Here is an 18,992-nt window from a genome sequence, read left to right as displayed (position 1 = left end):
CTTCCTCCTTATTCTTCATCCTCTAATTCTGCCTCGATCTTTGCTTGTTTTTTCCGATTGATAAGAGCAAGTGGTTTTTCAAGCAGATCTGTCAGGATGGCAAAGACGAGAATTTCTAATAGAATTTTGACCAGATACTTGGGACTCAAGATAAAGCTCATTGCTTCTCTCTTTCCAATCACATCCATAGCTGTCACAAGCACAGCAAAGAATAGACCTGATCCTAGGCGACTCAACCAGCTATCTTTTTCTAACATATCTCGAACATCAATCCCTGAACTGATCCTTCTCACAAAGGCAGAGGCTCCCATGGCAATCAGAAGGAACATCTCAGGGAGATAAGCGACTAGGTCTAAGTCCAGGATACTGGATTTCACAAAGGCGGATAGGGCAATAAAGCAGGTCATGCCAAGGACAAGTTCTCCTGCGATTTTTCCATCAAGTAGCATGGTCCGTTCATCTTTTACAATTGGTTCTTTCTTTTGTTTCATATGTTTCCTCTTTCTATGTTAAAACTGTTACTCCCAGAACAGTTGATCCAGCGTCTTATCCAAGGTCTTACAGATAGCAAGGCAGAGGCTGAGGGTTGGATTGTATTTCCCTGCCTCAATCAGGCCAATGGTCTGGCGTGTCACCCCGATGGCATCTGCAAGATCCCCCTGGGTCATATCATGTTCGACCCGGGCCATTTTTAATTTGAGATTTTTCGCCACATGATTTTCCTTTCTTGTTTTTATAGCTTTATTATACACTATATTTTCTATTTTGCAATATATATCTTACATTTTGTAAAAAATATTTTTTACAAAACAAAAAAGCCTGGTTCCCCAGACTTACTCTTCTGTACGTTTAATCTTTTGTCAAACTTCCATCTTTTGTTTGAGTCCGTGCATAAGCAATCAAGAGAAGAGAACCTGCAACAGCTACTGTTAAAGCATTAAACGAACCGGCAACAACACCTTGTAGGAAGACTTTATTGGCACTTTCCTTGTAGATCAAGACATCTCCAACCGGAGCAATCAAGCCCCAGATCACAAGGTTGGATACGATTTGAACAACGTTAAAGACAATTAATTCTTTCTTTGTCACTTCCCCTTTAAATTCACCGATTTGTTTGCGGAAGAAACCAACAAAGAGTCCAAACAAACCACTTGAAATGATCCAAGTCCACCAAAGACCACCTGACATAGCGTCCTTAATGGCATGACCAATCAAGCCGATTAAGAAGCCGACAATTGGGCCAAAGACTACACTAAAGAGAGCTTGAAGGGCATATTGCAACTGAATGCTCGTATTCGGTGCAGGTGCAGGGATTTGCAACATAGCAATCACGACAAAGAGGGCTGCTCCAACCCCAATAGCTACAACATCTTTAATTGAAAATAATGATTTCTGTTTCATTATGATATCTCCTATTAATTTTCCATTTTTCTAATCTCGATATGCCAAGAAGCCCCAACTCCTACATTATAGGCCTTGGCAAAGGATCCCTGGTTGATGGCAAGACCAACACGGTAAAGGGAATTGATATAAAGGATTGGCTGTCCAATCCGCACGTCGGCGAAAGACTTGCCGTAGGTTACTTGGTTTTGATAAACCAGCATGTCATTGTTATAGATGGTCACTTCAAAACGTTCCCCAAATTCAGGTGACAAATGATTGAACTCTTCCCGAGTAATGGAAGTCCAAAGAGAACCAAAGCGCACATCTAGGATGTCAACTGCACCTTTAACAAGATTATCCTCAAGAACCGTCTCAACCACTGGGATTTCCACAATATGTTCGACACTGAGTTCTGGTCCGACTTCTTCAAAACTAATATGGCCACTGGCCAACTTAGCTCCTGTATAGGCGTAGACATCACGCCCATGGAAGGTATAAGAAAACTCTGTATTGGCCCGGCGGTTCTTCACTTCTGAAATCTCACGGATAGCAATAATCCCTACATGTTTCTTGATAAAAGAGAGAGTTCCATTATCCGGAGTGACAATGTATTGATTTTTCGCCGTTTTAGCTACGACACTCTTTCGTTTGGAACCGACACCAGGATCGACCACCGAAACAAAGGTTGTCCCTTCTGGCCAGTAATCTACTGTCTGAAAGAGACGGTAACTCCCTTCAAAAATATTGTAGGGGGTAATATCATGAGTTAAGTGGTGAATTTTAAGGGTTGGTGATTCTTCTAAAGCAACCCCAATCATAGCTGATACTGCTCCATCCACCAAACCAAAGTCTGACTGAAGAACTAGTAAATTATTGTGCATCTTTATCTCCTTTTTTGGCCAATAATGGAAGAAGGATGTTCGATAGTCCCCACCCTAATCCAGCACCCAGTATAACTGTGAGGACAAACCAAGTGATGGTCGCTAGATCTGGTGATACCATCACCCGATTGACATAGTCTATCGATTTACCACGATCCAGTAACGACATGCGGTAACTGGCTGGATAGAACCACATCATAAGAATGGGCCCTGTTGTCGCAAAGGCAAAAATAACAAAAGACAAGGCATTTCGTAAATTCGAGCGAAAACGACCACTTGAGGCGACCATCTCCGCAAAACTTCCGGCGATCAAGGCTGGAATAAAGGCCCCTGCACCATGACGCGAAAAGAGGAAGAAGGATCCGATCACGCAGCCAACTATAAAGATAGATCCAACTCCTTTTATTTTTTCTAGATAATAGCGGTAGATCGTCCCGCCAAACAGGGCTGAAAAGGCAGGAGCATAAAACATATTTCCTTGATGATCGACCAGATTTCCAACTAAGACCCCCAGTCCAATCGCAAGAAAATAGAGGAAAATGAAGGCTCCAACTTGTTTTATTTGATTCACATTTATTCTATTCATTGGACACTGATCCTAACGGTGGCTAATTTTCTTCGAAAGGAAGTCCCCGATAAATTGGACCAGAACGATCAGAATCAGGATCAATAAGGTCGCCACAAAGATGACATCATTGTTAAACATGTTTTTCCCGTAGTTGATGGCCAAGGTTCCTAATCCTCCAGCACCAACGGCACCTGCCATGGCGGTTTCTCCAATCAAGGAAATGATGGTCACCGTTGTTACACGGATCAAATCAGGAAGCCCTTCACGAAGGTAGACACCAACAATATCCCAGAAGGTTGCCCCACTTGCTTGTGCTGCTTCAATCACGCCTCCATCCAACTCGGACAAGACTACTTGGACTTGGCGGGCAAAGAATGGAAAGACAGCCAAAGACAGCGGAACAAGGGCTGCTGTAGGACCAATGGTATTTTTCAAGAGCAAGTAGGTCAAGGGATTAATAAAGGCCAACAAGATAATGAAAGGAATGGCGCGGAACAAGGAAGTAATCTTATCCAAAATTTGGAAAACGATTCTATTTTCAATGACACCACCTGGACGGGTCAAGACTAACAAAAGTCCTGTCACCAAACCTAAAAATCCACCAATAATGAAGGAAATAACGGTCATGTAAAGAGTCAAGTAAATAGCGGTTCCCCATCCATACTGGCCAGACCACCCTAATTTATAGACATTTGGTAAATATGTTTGAATTAACTGGATCATGCTTTTCTCCCATCTTTCACAATAGTCACGGAAACTCCTGCATTTTCTAACTCAGCTTTGGCCGTTTCCAGATTTTGAGTCTCACCTGATAAGATGACCACCAACTCTCCGACAGGCGTGTGATCAAGGATCTCGATGTTCCCAAATAAAATGTTGGCAGATACTTGGTACTGCTTGTAAATATCATTGATGATGGCTGTATCTGTCACAGAACCTGCATACTTGAGATGCGCCAACATCGAATCATCAGGCAAGTTCTTCACAATCGCTTGTTGGTTGATTTTCACCATGGCTTCATCGATACCTGTTGCAACAGTGATAAAGTCTTGGGTCAAGGCATTTTTCGGATTCGAGAAGATATCTAAAACAGATCCTTCTTCGATCAATTCGCCATTTTGCATGACAGCTACTCGGTTCGCTATATCTTTGACAATTTGCATCTCATGGGTAATCAAGACAATGGTCAAGCCTAGTTTTTTGTTCAATTCTTGCAATAAAGCTAGAATTTGTTTGGTCGTCTTTGGATCCAAGGCTGAAGTTGACTCATCTGAGATCAAAATCTTTGGATCATTGGCAAGGGCACGCGCAATCGCTACCCGCTGCTTTTGACCACCAGACAATTGGGCCGGGTAATTCTCTGCACGGTCAGATAGACCAACCAAATCCAACAATTTCGCCACTTTCTCATTCTTTTGTTCTTTGTTCAATTTAGAATGTTTAAGAGCAAAGGCTACATTTTCTGCGACAGTCATTTGAGCCATCAAGTTGAAGTGTTGGAAAATCATTCCGATATCCCGACGTTTCTCCCGAAGGGCAGCCGGTTTTAGGGTCACCTGATCTTGATAAATCACATCTCCATCCACAATGATGGTTCCGGCGCTAGGCACTTGCAAGAGATTGATCACCCGAACCAAGGTCGATTTCCCGGCTCCAGAATAGCCTACAATCCCATAGATATCGCCTTCATTAAAATGAATGGTCACATCTTTGACGGCTTGGATCTGACGTTTCTTTTGCTGGAAGGTCACATCAATGTGATCCAGCTGAATCATTGCTTTACTCATAACTTGCTATTAACTCCTTTATCAATTCAATATGGGTGTAATAATCGGCGATTTTCACATTTTCGTCGCCCCCATGATCACGGCTATTGGCATTGCCAATTCCAAAGGCTGCCATCGGCACCTGCAAAGCCTCAAATACCGTATGCATGGGCCCTGTTCCTGCTGTTGTTGGAAGAACAGAAACTCCTTCTCTATAGAAGTCTTTGGCCAACCGAATGACATTTAAAATCGATGGGGCACTCATATCACTTCGGTAACTCATTTCACCGAGAGTATAGACCAATTCGACCTGATCATAACCGTTCTTCTTCAATTGTTGCCTGATCTTTTCTAAGACATCCTTGGGATCCAGTCCAGGGACCAAGCGCACCTCCATCTTGGCACGCGCCTCTGCCGGAAGAATCGTTTTAACACCTTGTCCTTGGTAACCAGAGCCAAAGCCTTCAATATTCAGGGCTGGTTCAAAATAGAAACGACGCAGGAATTCTTTTCGGTCTTCCTTCAAGATTGGAAGGGTTAGACCATAGGTTTCCGCTACATCTTCTGGTCCTTTGTTGGCATATTGCTCGATCAAAGCTAGCTCGCGTTCATTGGGTTCTTGGATCTGATCATAAATCCCATCCACCAAAATTCGACCTTCTTTGTCACGAAGACTGGCGATAGCATTTAACAAATACCAAGAAGCAGAGTCTACCACACCGCCATAGCTGGAATGGATATCCACTTCTGCACTCTTCACCACCATATCAAAGGTGACGATCCCTTTGCTACCACCGGAAATTTCCAACTGACCCTGATTATTTCGGGTACCTTGTTCCCACACTAAGAGGTCTGCCCCACGCAAGTGTTTCTTGTGTTTGGCCAAGTATTTATCCAAGTCAGTCGATGCAGACTCCTCTGCCCCTTCGATGATAAAGGTGATATTGACTGGCAAATCGCCACTTTCACGAATGTATTTTCGAAGAGCTGTGAGACGAGCCGTTATATGCCCCTTGTCATCATCAACCCCTCGACCGTACATGTTTCCATAATGAACCGATAAGGTAAAAGGGTCTCCCGTCCAAGGTTGGTCCCCATCAGCTGGTACCGTATCATAGTGGTTATAAAAAATGATGGTTTTGGCTTCAGGATTTGGCGAGAAAAATTTGGCAATCACAAAAGGGGCTGTATAGCTATCATCAACTTCGACTTTGGCTCCTGCAGCTGTAAAAATTTCCCCCAAATAGTTGGCCACTTCCTTGAGACCAATTTGTTGGGCAAAGATGGATTTTTTTGAAATCAGGGTTCGCAACACTTCAAAATAATGTTGTGCGACCTCATCATTTTCAAATTTACGGATTTGTTCCGCTTCTGTTGCAAAAGGCATGCATTCCTCCTAATACACGATAAGAGGTAGAGAATTGCTTCTCCACCTCCTTCATACACTTGAGATCGAATCTTAGAAGACTGGTTGGTCCATTCCTTCTGAAGATTCTTCGATCACTTTCTTCACATTGTCTTTGTGATAGGCTTTGATGATTTCTTTGATTGCTTTTGCTTTATCAGATTTTTCCCAATCTTTCTTAGCAGCGATCACGTTGTACCATTGTTTTGAGTTGTTGTCTTTCTTTTCAACATAGATCGCTTTCTTAAAGTCAACGCCTGCTTCACGAACGAAGGTATTGTTGATGACTGCAGCATCTACTGATGGAAGAGCAGATGGTGTTTGTGAAGCATCCAATTCAGAAATCTTCAAATCTTTTGGATTATCTTTGATGTTTGACACGTTTGCCAATTGACCATCTTTGGTATCCAATTTAATCAAACCAGCTGATTGCAAGACATACAAGGCACGGCTTTCATTTGTTGGGTCATTTGGTACAGCGATTGTTCCACCTTTAGGAATTTCTTTAATTGAAGTGTATTTGTTTTTACCGTTTTCTGTACCAGAGTAAAGACGGATTGGAGCGATGTACGTATCTGCTACTGCAACAAGGGCATTGTCATTTTTAGAGTTCCAGTTATCAAGGAAGTTGTAGTGTTGGAAAGCATTGATATCCACGCTACCATCTTTTACAGCCACGTTTGGTTGTGAGTAATCTGTAAATTGAGTGAATTCCAATTTGATCCCTGTTTTAGCGTCATCCAAGTTCTTTTGAACTTGATCCCAACGAGCTTTTTCAGTGTCGCTCAAAGTCATAACACCCACTTTTACAGTTGTTTCACCATCTTTGCTAGATGATTTTGAAGAACCACATGCTGCAAGAGCAAATGTTGCAATAGCTGCAAGAGCTGTTAAACCAAGAATTTTTTTCAATTTCATTTTGAAGTCTCCTTTAATTAAATATTATTCTTTAATATCTTTTGCTTCTGGTAGATAAACTCCACCAAAGTATTTTTTAGACAGTTTTTCAAGGGTTCCATTGTCATAGAGTTCCTTAATACGTTTGTTAACGAATTTTTGAAGCTCTTTATCCTCTTTTGCAATGATTGGATAAACATAAGGCTGTTGGTCACTTGGAAGCTCGATCACTTTCAAGTTGTCATAGCCTTGATCTCGAATGATGGTATCTACAGAAATACGTTCGAAGATCTTGTAATCGGTCCGTCCATCAGCTAGATTGGCTATGATGGTTTGAATCGTTCCATCTGTGTATTGCAAGTCAGTTGGATTATCTGAATGTTTTTTATTGAAATCTTCTAATTGTTTAGCAGTAGAGGTTCCTTGAACCACTTCTGTTTTCTTGCCACCAATGTCATCCAAAGATTTAATAGAAGAATCTTTTGGTACGACCAATACTAATGGATTACGAGCATATGGATTTGGATAAAGGTATTTTTCTTCCCGCTCTTTTGAGTAGCTGATGTTGTTGGCACCGATTTGGAAACGGTCACTATCTAAGCCAGCAAAGACTGAAGACCACTCTGTTTTGTTAAAGTTTACTTCATATTTGTCTGAATCTTTGAAGATTTCACGCAAAACTTCGATTTCATAACCGGTTAGCTTGCCGTCTTTTTCTTCGTAAGAGAATGGTTTGGTTGTTCCAACAGTCCCAACTTCAATTGTTTTCTTGCCACTGGCAGATTTACCAGATGAACATGCTACTAAAGCACTGGTTGCAAGGACTGCAACTAATCCTAAAGCAGAATACTTAATCATTTTTTTTAGATTCATAGGATCTCCTTATTCGTTTCAGGCACATAAAACGCCATTTTAAAAGTATTTTTTAATTTTATCAAAAAAGCATTTACTTGCCCAATATATATTTTTTATGGAGGTGATAGTTTTTCTTTATCACACTTCTTTGGCTTTAAAATACCGCAATAAAGCTTGCGCATTTTCAACATAATAGGGAACCGATACCTCAAAGGCTGCATCATCGATGGTCATGTGATCATGATGAAGATCTGGCGCATCCGGTTCTCCGTTTGAACCGATAAAGGCAAAGACTCCAGGAATTCGCTCTTGGTAAAAGGCAAAGTCTTCTCCAGCTGTAGAAGGATTCGCTGGAATCACTTCAGCCAAACCTTGTGAAGCTTCCCAAACCACTTTCGTCAATTCCTCATCATTAAAGGTAACGGGCGGGGTCACACCCCACTCAAAAGCCACATCTACTTCCAGACTTTCTGCAATGTGTCGAATGATAGAAATAAAATGTGCCTTCAAGTCTCTTTGCACACTCGGATTAAAGGAGCGAATCGTTCCTTCAAAATAGCCTGATTTTGGAAGCACATTCCAGGTTGAGCCCACATCCAGGTGCGTAATGGACAAAACAGCTGTTTCAAAGGGAGAAACGGTCCGTGAAATTAATAATTGTAAGTTCTGAACCATGGTTGTGACGGCCGTTACAGTGTCAACTCCTAAATCTGGTCTCGCAGCATGACTACTAACCCCTGTCACAGTAACCTTGAATTTCTCAACCCCTGCCATCATGGCTCCAGCATTCAAGGCAAGTTGCCCTGCTTTTAGCTGGGGAATATTGTGAAAACCAATAATTCCTTGAACATCCTCCAACAGTCCTGTTGCTAAAACATCAGAAGCACCTTCTGAGATTTCTTCTGCTGGTTGAAAGATCAAGCGTACGGTCCCTTCAAGCTGGTCTTCTTTTTCCTTGAGAAGAGCTGCTGCTCCCAGAAGACTGGTTTGATGAAAATCATGGCCACAGGCATGCATGACTCCGGGATTCTGACTTTGGTAGGGCAGATTCGTTTGTTCCAAAATCGGAAGGGCATCGATATCTGCTCGAAGTGCCACCACCGGTTGGCCGGACCCAATTTCTGCAATCAGACCAGTTTTTAATCTACTCTCTAAAATACGAATCCCCAACTCTTCAAGACGCTCTTTTAGAAAGGCGGTTGTCTGGTATTCTTGACCAGACAATTCTGGGTGTTGGTGGATATAGTGGCGAATCTCTGCTAACTCTTCATAAGAAAAAGACACAAGCCTTCATCTCCTTTCGAACTTAAAATTATTTTATCACTAATAGGTGTTTCCGTCTAATTCCTGTTTCTTGGATTTTGATATAGTTTAAAGCTATAGACAAAAACACTCCTAGATTCATGTCCTAGGAGTGCCAACTTCAGCATTAAGAAAGATTTCCCTCGAATTTTTCCATAAAGCTATCACTATTGTAGGCTTTTTCTACTTCCCATTTGCCATCTTTCTTAACAAAGGTCAACTGATAGTCGTATCGATCCGGCGTCGTCAAGGGGCGATCTGCAAGAGAAGCCATCATTTCCTCTCTATAGGCTTTGTTTTGAGCCTGGTTCGCTTCGATGATCCCTGGATAGTCTTTTCGATGTTCCTGATAGAAGGTCTGCATGTGGTTTAAGATCGTCTTTTCCATGCTGACTGTCTCAGGAATTAGACTAATGACCACCTTGTCCGGGAGATATTGTTTAACCTTATAGGTTAATTTCGCACGCTTAGCATTTTCTTTTTCATAAGCATCGATAAACTGGGTCACTTCTTCTTCAGGGAATTGGTAATCATGCAATTGACGAGTAAAATCAGCCGCAAATTTCGCACGGAAATCACTGCGTTCCTTTTTCAAATCAGTTCCCAAAACAAAAGCGTCATCCTTTTTGACCTTTCGTTGGCCACTGAAGTAAACTTGATTGATGTATTCATCTGCTAGAATAGTGGAAGCTTCCACCTTATCCTCATACTGAGAAGAATCCACCGCAAATTTTAAAGGTTTGGATTTTTTATCAGAGCTATAGGTTTTTCGTTCATACTGCACTTCATATTTTTTACCTTTTTCGACTGGAAAAACGATATAGCCGGTTAATTTTTTATCCTGGGCCAACTGATCACTCTTGAGCAGTTGGAAGGCTTCACTGTGGTCATAAATTCCTGACTGCAATTTGACCTTGTTATTATCCGCATCGTAAATGGTGATATCTGAATCTGACACGTTGATAGATTCTTTGGCAACATTTTTAAATTCTAATTGAAGGGCTAAATAGGTTCCGTCTTCTGAGTCATTGAGGACAGGTGGTTTGATGTATTGCCCTCCTTTTAAACTCACCTCGACTTGACCGTCAGATGCGGAATTTTTCGCCGCTTTTTCCGTCTTTGATTGCTGCGAATTTGTCTTTTGAGCAGTAGTTCCACAAGCTACTAGACTCAAGGCCGCCACAGCAAATAAGGTCCATTTAAAAATCTTTTTCATTCTCATCTCCTTAAAAAAGTTTTGTTCTATTTTAACATCTTTTTCTAGCTATGTATACGCTATATAGTGATAACTCTTCCCTATCATAAAAAGGCCAAGACCTTCGTCTCAACCTTTTAACTAAAATATGATAGGTCTTGATTTTACAAGATGCCTTTTTCTTTTTGAATCATGAAATCCTTGAGGGAAATCAAGAGAACTGCAAGGAGGATCATGGCCATCCCAATCACATCAACCATAAAAAAATGCTCCTTCATAATGACAAAGGCAAAGAAAACTGCCGAAACAGGCTCAAAGGACGCCAGCAAGCTTCCTTTAACGGCTCCTACCAAAGAGGTTCCTTTCAGAAAGGCTGTATAGGCAAAAATCGTCCCAATCACCACCAAGCCAAAAAGGGCCATCCAGGTATCGAGTCTGTAGTTTCCAGAAGAAGAGAGAAGACCACTAAAAGGGAGCATTAGGATTCCTGGAATAGTCATCCCAACTCCAATCACCAGCATGCTTCCCCATTTTTGAATTAAGTTCAGAGGTAGAATGATGTAAAGGGCATAGGCAAATGCTGACACCACTCCCCAAGCCAAACCTTTGGGATTGATGGCCAATTGATTGAGTTGACCATGGGTTGCTATTAAGAATGTGCCACCAATCGCTAGAAGCATCGAAAACACTTCTGCTAGTGTAGGGGCCACCTTATCCATGATACAGGTATAGGCTAAAATTCCCACTGGACAGAGATACTGTAACACCGTAGCAGTCCCAGCATTGGTTTCAGCAATCGCCTCTAAATAGGTCAACTGAGTCAATAACAATCCTAAAAAGGCAAAAATAAGAAGGGGAAGGTAGGAAGATTTATCTTTGGCAAAGGCCAAAAACTTCTCCTTATCTGCAACGTAGGAAAGAAGAATAAGGACAATTCCAGAAAAAAGCAAACGGAGATTTGTTAACTCAATAGCCGAAAATCCATGAACCATTAAATATTGCCCGCTAACTCCGGATAGTCCCCAAGCGATCCCGGCGATCAAGGTCATGAGTGTTCCTTTCATCGTCTTTGACATAGTCCCCTCCTAAATCTGTTCCTTACTTTTATTGTATCATAAAAGGCCGAAACGAAACGTTTCAGCCTCATATATTTCATATAAATTTATTCGCTTATTCAGGTTGAACCAAAATCTTGATTTGAGATTTATCTTGTGTTAATTCAATAAATCCTTCTTCAACGATATTTTCCAATTTAATTTTCTTGGTAACCAATTTTTCAGCAGAGAAGTAGCCTTGTTCCATCAATTCCAATACTTTAGGGAAAATATGACGGTAGGCAATAATTCCTTTGAGAGATTTTTCTTGGATAGCGAATTCATTTGGATTGATGCTAGCTTCACGTTCCCAGATAGATACGACCATACATTCCCCAGCTTTATGAACAGCTGCAAGGGCTTGACCTAAAACAACTGGAACTCCAGTCACTTCATAAGAAACATCTGCTCCACCACCTGTCAAGCGATGGATGGCTTCGACGATTGTTTCTCCTTCTTCTGGGCGAACAACGATTGCTCCCAATTCTTCCGCTTTCGCTTGGCGTTCAGGAGATAATTCAACCGCATAGATTTTTGATGCTCCTGCTGCACGAAGGGCTTCAACAATCAAAAGACCGATTGGACCCAAGCCAAAGATAACGGCTGTATCCCCAGTTTTCAATGCAGATTGACGAACGGCATAAACAGCCACAGCTGCAGGTTCTGTAAGCGCAGCTTGTTCATAGCTCAAGCCATCTGGAATCACATGGACAAGATCACCGTCAAGGACACAATATTTGGCAAAACCACCATCTGCAGCAAGGCCGACAAAGTTCAAGTTTGGATCAAGGTTATAGTCACCGATTAGGTTATGTTTTGCCAAAATTGGTTCAATCGTCACGCGATCCCCAACTTTGACACGAGTCACATCACTTCCGACTTCTACAATTTCACCAGAGAATTCATGTCCCAAAGTAACCGGTGCTTTTTGACCAGAATACACATGTTCTTCAGTTGGGATGAAGATCGGTCCATCCAAATATTCATGCAAGTCCGTACCACAGATCCCTGTGAACTTAACTGCCACTTTTACTTGATGTGGTTGTACTTCAGGTACTTCCACTTCTTCGATACGAACGTCTTTTGCTGCATGCCAGCGAGCTGCTTTCATAGTAGCCATAGGATGATCTCCTTGTTTTCACCTTTTTTGTTTTCTTTTCAGGAAACTTTATATTTAAAATTGTAAACGTTTTCCTTTTGTTTGTCAAGGAAAAACTGAAGATGAAAAAGAGCAACCCTTTGACTGCTCCTTCTTATTTCTTTTTAATTCGTGAAGTCTCTATTCTCCAGCCCACCATCCAACCAAGGACGAGGAGATAATTTTCAAGTGCACCGATCCCATTGACCGGCAGATGATTGTGAAAATAACTAAAGAGATGATTGGTACCAATCCCAAGCCCACCGATAATCAAGGCCAATAAAACCGTACGAAGATAAAACCAATCGTATTTGAGATTGACAGCAATCAGGATCACAAGGACCGCCACATTCCAAATCCCAATCTCTCGCTGCCAACCGACAGAAACACCATATCCCGAATGACTTCCCATATAGGATGGAAAGAAGAGCTGAAAAATAATGGCTCCAGACATGGCGATGATAAGTAAAATAAATAAGAATCTTAACAGCCGATTCATCTTCTTCCTCCTTTAAGAAAAAACTGATTAATCTCTTGACACTTATTTTCTGTTAAAACAGGAACACCGCTACTGTTTAAATAAAATGCAATATAGTCTAATTTTTGTGAGAATGATATCATTTCTTCACCTGATATAGTTGGATCAAGCCACACATCAATTAATAGAGATAGTGTTGTAGCTGTCTCTAAAGGATATTTACAAGAAAACTCGCCCTTCTCATTTCCTTGATGAATGATTATTCCTACATATTTGGAAAGAATATTTACCGTATTTTTTAAAGAAAACAACAAGCCGAACGGTATCTTTTGTGCCCAGTCTATACCAGTAAGCTGTTTCATATTCTCATTGCCTATTAAATAATCAACTAATTGTAATAAACGATCTGTTGATGAAACTCCTTCGTTTTTTGACAATTCTTCTAGAAAAGTTGAGAGGGAGTTCGTTTCTTTCTCCATTAAGAGTTGTAGAATCTCTTCTTTACTTTTGAAGTGATGGTAAACAGCCCCTTTTGACAATCCTGTCACTGTTACTAAATCAGCCATCGTTGTTTCTTTATAGCCTTTATTTGAAAATAAGGACAAGGCTGCCTGAATAATTTGATCTTTACTTCTTTTTGATTTCATTTCTTGTTTCAAGTAACTCTCCTCCTTTAAAAAAACAGACTATCGGTCTGTTTTTAATTTTATTAAATTCAGAAGACTTTGTCAATGAAATTCCATTTTTCATTCCCTCTGAAAAAGTAAAAACAGACACTAAAAGGTGCCTGTTAGAATGTAAATATATACTGAAACTTTCCGCCGTGAGAAAAGTGAGAGTGGGACAGAAATCGGTAATTCGTTAGAATTCGATTTCTTCGTCCCACCTCCGCACAGTTAAGTAGGGCTGTAAAAGCTGATGAAATCAGCGTAGTAGAGCCCACTCAACCACTGCGTCTTGCTCGACAATCCAAAAATAATTGAGAGGCTAGGACTTTTGTCCCAGCCTCTTCCAATCATTCCCCTTAAATGTTATTTAATGGCTAATCATCATATCCACTTGAAGAATTTCCAGTATCGTTAACTTTTGAATTTGAATCATCATAATTATCATTAGGTTCTACTCTATTTCTATTCTGTCCACCTTCATTTGGTTCATAAACGGTCAATACAATTCGTGTGCGGTTAATATCCACCGTACTCGAAACTTCTGGAGTTTGACTGACAATTTGACCTGCAGAAACGGATACTCCATCAGGAAGATGGTTAGTTTTTCTGATTTTAATATTAGATTCTTTGATTCCATATATTTCAATCAAATTACTTCTAGCAAAATCATAGGTTGATCCAACATAGTTTGGCATTTCAATTGAAGTTGTTTCTTTTGCTACTTTTAAAACAATCTTGGTCTTTGAACTCAAAGAATATTGCTTTCCTGGAGCTGGAGTTTGTTCAAGAACTGTCCCTGCAGCATAATCGAAGGTCTCAACTTCTTCAATCGTGATCATTTTGCTTGATACTTTATAAGTATTTTTCAGATCTTCCTCTGCTTTAGCTCGTGTTTCTCCTACATAGTTTGGCATTTCAAAACTATTTGGACCTTTTGAAACGATCAAATTAATTTTATTTCCTCGTTTTATTTTGCTACCAGTGACTGGATTTGTTTTTATAATATACCCCTCTGCAATCGAATCGCTATATTCCTCTTGTTCTTTTCCTAATTTTAAATTTTGCTTTTCAATGATTGCATTTGCTTCTGCTACTGTTTTCCCTGAGAGATTAGGAACAACTGTAGTATCTGTGCTTTTTTCTAGATCCGATTTTCCTTTATTGTCTTTTTTTGAACTTTCCGACTTTCTTGAAATAGATACTGAATCATTTTGTCTTTGATATCGTCCACTTTTTGGTAAAAAAAGCCATAACATTAGAATTAAAATGACTAATCCAATAACTAGACTTATAATTCTTTTCCTTCGTTGTTTCTTTTTTTCTTCTTCTTGTTTGATTAATTCTTCCTGCCTATAGCGTTCAGCTTGTAAAGCTAGTTTTCTCTCTTTTTCAGCTTCCTCAAACTTATACTTCTCGTATTCCCCCTCAACTTCTGAGAGAAGTATTTGTATTCGATCACGCTCACTATTATCTTTAGCTTGAGCCCATATTTTTTTCAATTCAAATATTTTATCTTTATAAAATTGCTCCTGTTTTTGTTTGAGTTCTTGCTCTCTCCGTCTCTCCTCAGCAATTGCTTGTTGTTGTAATATTTCATTTTGCTTTTCAGTTTGTCGAACTTGATTCTCTAGAAGTCTATTTTTTTCTTCTGAAGCTAATCTTTGCTGAATAGAGTGTCTATCTAACAAATCATTGTGTCTCTTTAATTCTTGATTTCGCTCTTGTTCCCTCTGTGCTGCCTCATAATCTTTTTCCCAGTTACTCATTTTTTCTCCTAATTCGCATTGATATTTTCTTGACTCGATAAAGTCATCTACTAATATTTAATCAATTTCTATAAAAGCCTAAAAATCCTTCTGTTATTTAAAAACTCATATTTCCATAACACTCACATTTTATAACTAATTAGTGTAATATATCTTTATGCAATATTATAACCAATTAAAAAAGTAAATACAAGAACATTAATAAGATATTTTTAAAACAAAAAAATAAACTGCCCCCAAAAGGTAGGCAGTAAAAATCTAACTTTTAGGGTGCAGTTCTCGATTTCTCGATTTCTCTATTACTCTTCCTTCAACTTCGCCAATTCTTGGGCAAGTAACTTGAGGGCTACTTGTGGGTTGGCTTGGCCTTTGGTTGCTTTCATGAGGAAACCTGTGAAGGCCTTGTCCGCATTCCGTTTTCCTGACTTGAAGTCGGCTACGGCTGCTTCATTGTCTGCAAAGACTTGGTGGATGATTGGGATCAAGACTTCAGGATCTGAAATCTGTACCAGACCAGCTTTTTCGACGTATTCACGCGCGCCGCCACCGTTTTTTGCCAAGTGAACGAAGACTTTCTTGGCAATCTTAGATGAAATGGTTCCATCTTCGATAATGGCAATCATTTCAACCAAGTTTTCTGGTGTCAATTGGATTTCTTCCAGCGTTTTGCCTTCTGCATTCAAGAATTGTGCCACTTCCCCTTGGAGCCAGTTAGACACTTGTTTGGCATCGCCACCAAGGGCTACGGCTGCTTCAAAGAAGTCAGAAGTGACTTTCGTCGCTGTCAATTGGTTGGCATCATAGTCAGATAAACCAAGCTCTGCCACGTAGCGAGAACGACGGTCTTTTGGAAACTCTGGCAACTCTGTGCGCATTTCCTCGATCCACTCATCTGAGATTTCAAAGAGTGGTAGGTCTGGTTCTGGGAAGTAACGGTAATCCGCTGCTCCTTCTTTGACCCGCATAAGAATGGTGCTCTTATTCGCTTCATCATAACGGCGTGTTTCTTGACGAATGACCCCACCTGATCGCAAGATTTTCGCTTGGCGCTGTACTTCGTATTCAAGACCTTTACGGACGTTTGAGAAGGAGTTCAAGTTTTTCAACTCCGTCTTGGTACCGAATTCCTCTTGGCCGTATGGGCGAAGGGATATGTTGGCATCCACCCGCATCGATCCTTCTTCCATCTTGACGTCTGAAATACCAGTGTACTGGATGACTTCTTTCAAAGCTGTCAAATAGGCGTAGGCTTCTTCAGGAGAACGCATATCTGCTTCAGATACGATTTCGATCAAGGGCACCCCTTGACGGTTAAGGTCTACATAAGAGAAACCGTCTGTTCCGTGGGTGTTCTTACCGGCATCTTCTTCCAAGTGGGCCCGTTCAATCCCGATTTTCTTAGTTGAGCCGTCTTCTAATTGTACTTCAATCCAACCGTTGTAACCAATTGGCTCGTCAAATTGCGAAATTTGGTAGGCCTTTGGATTATCAGGGTAGAAATAGTTCTTACGGTCAAAGTGCATGTGCTGATGAATATCCATATTCAGCGCCAAAGCAGCCTTGATACCAGCATCCACAACACCCTTGTTCAAGACAGGAAGCACCCCTGGGAAAGACCAGTCGATCACATTGGTATTGGCATTTTGCTCGTTTCCAAAGTGGGCAGAGGTTGGTGAGAAAATTTTTGAGTTTGTATTCAATTCAACGTGGACTTCAAGTCCGATGACTGTTTCAAAGTTCATTAATTGTCACCTCCGAAAATTAGGGGTTGTTGCTTATGGTAATCCGTCGTTGCTTCAAAGGCAGCTGCAGCTTGGTAGATGGTTTCTTCAGAATACTTGGGACCAATCAACTGCAACCCAACCGGAAGACCTTGCGCAAAACCTGCGGGAATCGAAATCCCTGGAAGACCTGCCAAGTTGACTGGAATGGTCAAGAGGTCAGCCAAGTACATGGCAACCGGATCATGGTTGAGCGAATCCAAATCAAAGGCCACGCTTGGAGCTGTTGGACCAAGGATAAGGTCGTAATCTGCAAAGACTTTTTCGAAGTCTTGGATAATGAGGGTACGGACTTGACCAGCTTTCTTGTAGTAAGCATCATAGTAACCAGATGACAAACTAAAGGTACCAAGCATGATACGGCGTTTGACCTCATCGCCAAAGCCTTGACTACGAGTGTTCACGTAGATATCATCCAAGTTCTTGGCATCTTCCGCACGGAAACCATAGCGAATACCGTCGAAACGTTGCAAGTTTGAAGAAGCTTCAGATGAAGCGATGATGTAATAAACGGCAACCCCGTATTTAGAGTGTGGAAGGCTGACTTCTTCGACAGTCGCTCCCAATTTTTCAAAGTGTTTGGCCGCATTAAGGATAGTTTCTTTAACTTCTGGGTCAATCCCTTCACCGAGGTATTCCTTAGGAAGGGCAATCTTCATGCCTTTAATGTCTTGACCAATCTTAGAAGTAAAGTCTGCTACACGAACAGGTGCAGAAGTTGAATCCTTGGCATCTTCGCTGGCAATGACATTAAGCAATTGAGCATTTTCCTTAACCGTTGGTGAGAAGGTACCAATTTGGTCAAGTGAGCTACCAAAGGCAATGAGACCAAAACGGGAAACCGTTCCATAAGTTGGTTTGAGACCAACAATCCCGTTGAAGGCAGCAGGTTGGCGGATAGAACCACCGGTATCCGAACCAAGGGACAAGCGGACTTGCCCTGAAGCTACAGCTGCAGCAGAACCACTAGAAGATCCACCAGGCACCTTGCTGTGGTCCCAAGCATTCTTGGTTGGTCCATAGTAAGAAGTCTCACCAGATCCACCCATGGCAAATTCATCCATGTTGGTCTTTCCAATGACAATCATATCTTTGGCTTTGGCATTGGCAACAGCTGTCGCATCAAAGATTGGCTCGTAGTTATAGAGCATTTTTGATGCCGCAGTCGTCAAGATGCCATCTGTTGAGATATTGTCTTTGACAGCGAGTGGAATCCCTGACAGGAGGTTGTCTGCATCGATTCCTTTTTCATCAATAGCCTTGGCTTGTGCAAGGGCAGCTTCTTCGGCCACCGTTACAAAGGCGTTAACTGCTTCTTCACGCGCCTTGATGTCTTCAAGAGTCGCTTGTGTCAATTCCGTTGCCGAAATTTCCTTAGAGACAAGGAGGTCGTGCAACTCTTCAATGGTTTTATGGTTGAATGACATTAGGCATCTCCTCCATCTTCTAGGATAGCTGGTACCTTGATGTAGTAGTTATCTTTTTCAGGTACATTTTTAAACAAGCGGTCACGGTCCGTCCCTTTTTCAGCGATATCCGGACGCAATACGGTCTTACGATCCGCCATGGTTGTTGTTGGGGCAACACCTGTTGTGTCCACTTCTTCCAACAATTCCACCATGTCGACAATTTTAGACAAGGTTGTCGCAAACTCAGCTGTCTCTTCTGGAGAGAATTTCAATTTTGAAAGATTGGCAACGTGGGTTACCTCTTCTTGCGTAATTTTCATCTTGCTTCCTTTCGTGAAATGATGATTTTTCAATACCCTCTATTTTACCATAATTTAGCCCAATTTGCTTGCCTTAGAAAAAATCT

Annotated in this window: 20 protein-coding genes; all 20 read right to left on the bottom strand. The window is 41.1% G+C overall.

Features of this window, described 5'->3' with window-relative positions; genetic code table 11:
• Positions 1-8: 8 nt before the first annotated feature.
• Entirely contained in the window at positions 9-491 is a 483-nt protein-coding gene (locus QM870_RS03375; RefSeq protein ID WP_031572979.1) for a DUF6773 family protein, read from the bottom strand.
• Between the two features lie 27 nt (positions 492-518).
• A complete protein-coding gene (locus QM870_RS03370) occupies positions 519-713 on the bottom strand; it encodes a helix-turn-helix transcriptional regulator (protein ID WP_003005328.1) in 195 nt (64 codons plus the stop codon).
• A gap of 136 nt (positions 714-849) precedes the next feature.
• A complete protein-coding gene (locus QM870_RS03365) occupies positions 850-1,401 on the bottom strand; it encodes an ECF-type riboflavin transporter substrate-binding protein (protein WP_003008479.1) in 552 nt (183 codons plus the stop codon).
• A 14-nt stretch (positions 1,402-1,415) separates the two neighbouring features.
• Positions 1,416-2,264, bottom strand: a complete 849-nt coding sequence (locus tag QM870_RS03360; protein WP_414368623.1) for an SAM hydrolase/SAM-dependent halogenase family protein — start codon at positions 2,262-2,264, stop codon at positions 1,416-1,418.
• Entirely contained in the window at positions 2,254-2,850 is a 597-nt protein-coding gene (locus QM870_RS03355; RefSeq protein ID WP_023918946.1) for an MptD family putative ECF transporter S component, read from the bottom strand. Before QM870_RS03355 ends, QM870_RS03360 begins: the two co-directional genes overlap by 11 nt.
• 12 nt (positions 2,851-2,862) lie before the next feature.
• Positions 2,863-3,555, bottom strand: a complete 693-nt coding sequence (locus QM870_RS03350; protein ID WP_003008487.1) for a methionine ABC transporter permease — start codon at positions 3,553-3,555, stop codon at positions 2,863-2,865.
• Positions 3,552-4,619, bottom strand: coding sequence for a methionine ABC transporter ATP-binding protein (locus tag QM870_RS03345; protein ID WP_414368619.1), 1,068 nt, complete (start codon positions 4,617-4,619; stop codon positions 3,552-3,554). Before QM870_RS03345 ends, QM870_RS03350 begins: the two co-directional genes overlap by 4 nt.
• Positions 4,612-5,985 carry a M20/M25/M40 family metallo-hydrolase gene (locus QM870_RS03340; protein ID WP_247923582.1) on the bottom strand — a complete coding sequence of 458 codons (1,374 nt, stop codon included), beginning with the start codon at positions 5,983-5,985 and terminating at the stop codon, positions 4,612-4,614. The genes QM870_RS03345 and QM870_RS03340 overlap by 8 nt, the downstream gene beginning before the upstream one ends.
• Before the next feature lie 72 nt (positions 5,986-6,057).
• Positions 6,058-6,921 carry a MetQ/NlpA family ABC transporter substrate-binding protein gene (locus QM870_RS03335; RefSeq protein ID WP_247923583.1) on the bottom strand — a complete coding sequence of 288 codons (864 nt, stop codon included), beginning with the start codon at positions 6,919-6,921 and terminating at the stop codon, positions 6,058-6,060.
• Between the two features lie 24 nt (positions 6,922-6,945).
• The gene (locus QM870_RS03330) at positions 6,946-7,773 is read right to left on the bottom strand and encodes an amino acid ABC transporter substrate-binding protein (protein WP_414368614.1); all 828 of its coding nucleotides are present in this window, start codon (positions 7,771-7,773) and stop codon (positions 6,946-6,948) included.
• A gap of 120 nt (positions 7,774-7,893) precedes the next feature.
• Positions 7,894-9,039: an amidohydrolase gene (locus tag QM870_RS03325; protein ID WP_414368611.1), complete on the bottom strand. Its 1,146-nt coding sequence runs from the start codon at positions 9,037-9,039 to the stop codon at positions 7,894-7,896.
• A 145-nt stretch (positions 9,040-9,184) separates the two neighbouring features.
• Positions 9,185-10,273, bottom strand: coding sequence for a DUF4352 domain-containing protein (locus tag QM870_RS03320; RefSeq protein ID WP_414368609.1), 1,089 nt, complete (start codon positions 10,271-10,273; stop codon positions 9,185-9,187).
• A gap of 143 nt (positions 10,274-10,416) precedes the next feature.
• Positions 10,417-11,328, bottom strand: coding sequence for a DMT family transporter (locus tag QM870_RS03315; protein ID WP_003013343.1), 912 nt, complete (start codon positions 11,326-11,328; stop codon positions 10,417-10,419).
• 94 nt (positions 11,329-11,422) lie between these two features.
• Positions 11,423-12,466, bottom strand: a complete 1,044-nt coding sequence (locus QM870_RS03310; protein WP_272106981.1) for a 2,3-butanediol dehydrogenase — start codon at positions 12,464-12,466, stop codon at positions 11,423-11,425.
• A gap of 133 nt (positions 12,467-12,599) precedes the next feature.
• Positions 12,600-12,983 carry a hypothetical protein gene (locus QM870_RS03305; RefSeq protein WP_024054673.1) on the bottom strand — a complete coding sequence of 128 codons (384 nt, stop codon included), beginning with the start codon at positions 12,981-12,983 and terminating at the stop codon, positions 12,600-12,602.
• Complete coding sequence (locus tag QM870_RS03300; protein WP_223141645.1) at positions 12,980-13,621, bottom strand: TetR/AcrR family transcriptional regulator; 642 nt, start codon at positions 13,619-13,621, stop codon at positions 12,980-12,982. The genes QM870_RS03305 and QM870_RS03300 overlap by 4 nt, the downstream gene beginning before the upstream one ends.
• Positions 13,622-14,004: 383 nt before the next feature.
• Positions 14,005-15,396, bottom strand: coding sequence for a PASTA domain-containing protein (locus QM870_RS03295; protein ID WP_247926373.1), 1,392 nt, complete (start codon positions 15,394-15,396; stop codon positions 14,005-14,007).
• A 299-nt stretch (positions 15,397-15,695) separates the two neighbouring features.
• The gene (gene gatB / locus QM870_RS03290; RefSeq protein ID WP_303471676.1) at positions 15,696-17,138 is read right to left on the bottom strand and encodes an Asp-tRNA(Asn)/Glu-tRNA(Gln) amidotransferase subunit GatB; all 1,443 of its coding nucleotides are present in this window, start codon (positions 17,136-17,138) and stop codon (positions 15,696-15,698) included.
• Positions 17,138-18,604 (bottom strand): Asp-tRNA(Asn)/Glu-tRNA(Gln) amidotransferase subunit GatA, encoded by a 1,467-nt coding sequence (gene gatA, locus QM870_RS03285; RefSeq protein WP_227038604.1) that lies wholly within the window; start codon positions 18,602-18,604, stop codon positions 17,138-17,140. The genes gatB and gatA overlap by 1 nt, the downstream gene beginning before the upstream one ends.
• Positions 18,604-18,906, bottom strand: coding sequence for an Asp-tRNA(Asn)/Glu-tRNA(Gln) amidotransferase subunit GatC (gene gatC / locus QM870_RS03280; RefSeq protein ID WP_070575453.1), 303 nt, complete (start codon positions 18,904-18,906; stop codon positions 18,604-18,606). Before gatC ends, gatA begins: the two co-directional genes overlap by 1 nt.
• Positions 18,907-18,992: the final 86 nt, after the last annotated feature.

Source organism: Streptococcus parasanguinis, from assembly GCF_047463195.1.
Classification (GTDB): Bacteria; Bacillota; Bacilli; order Lactobacillales; family Streptococcaceae; genus Streptococcus; species Streptococcus parasanguinis_R.
This window is presented reverse-complemented; position numbering and strand designations above follow the sequence as displayed.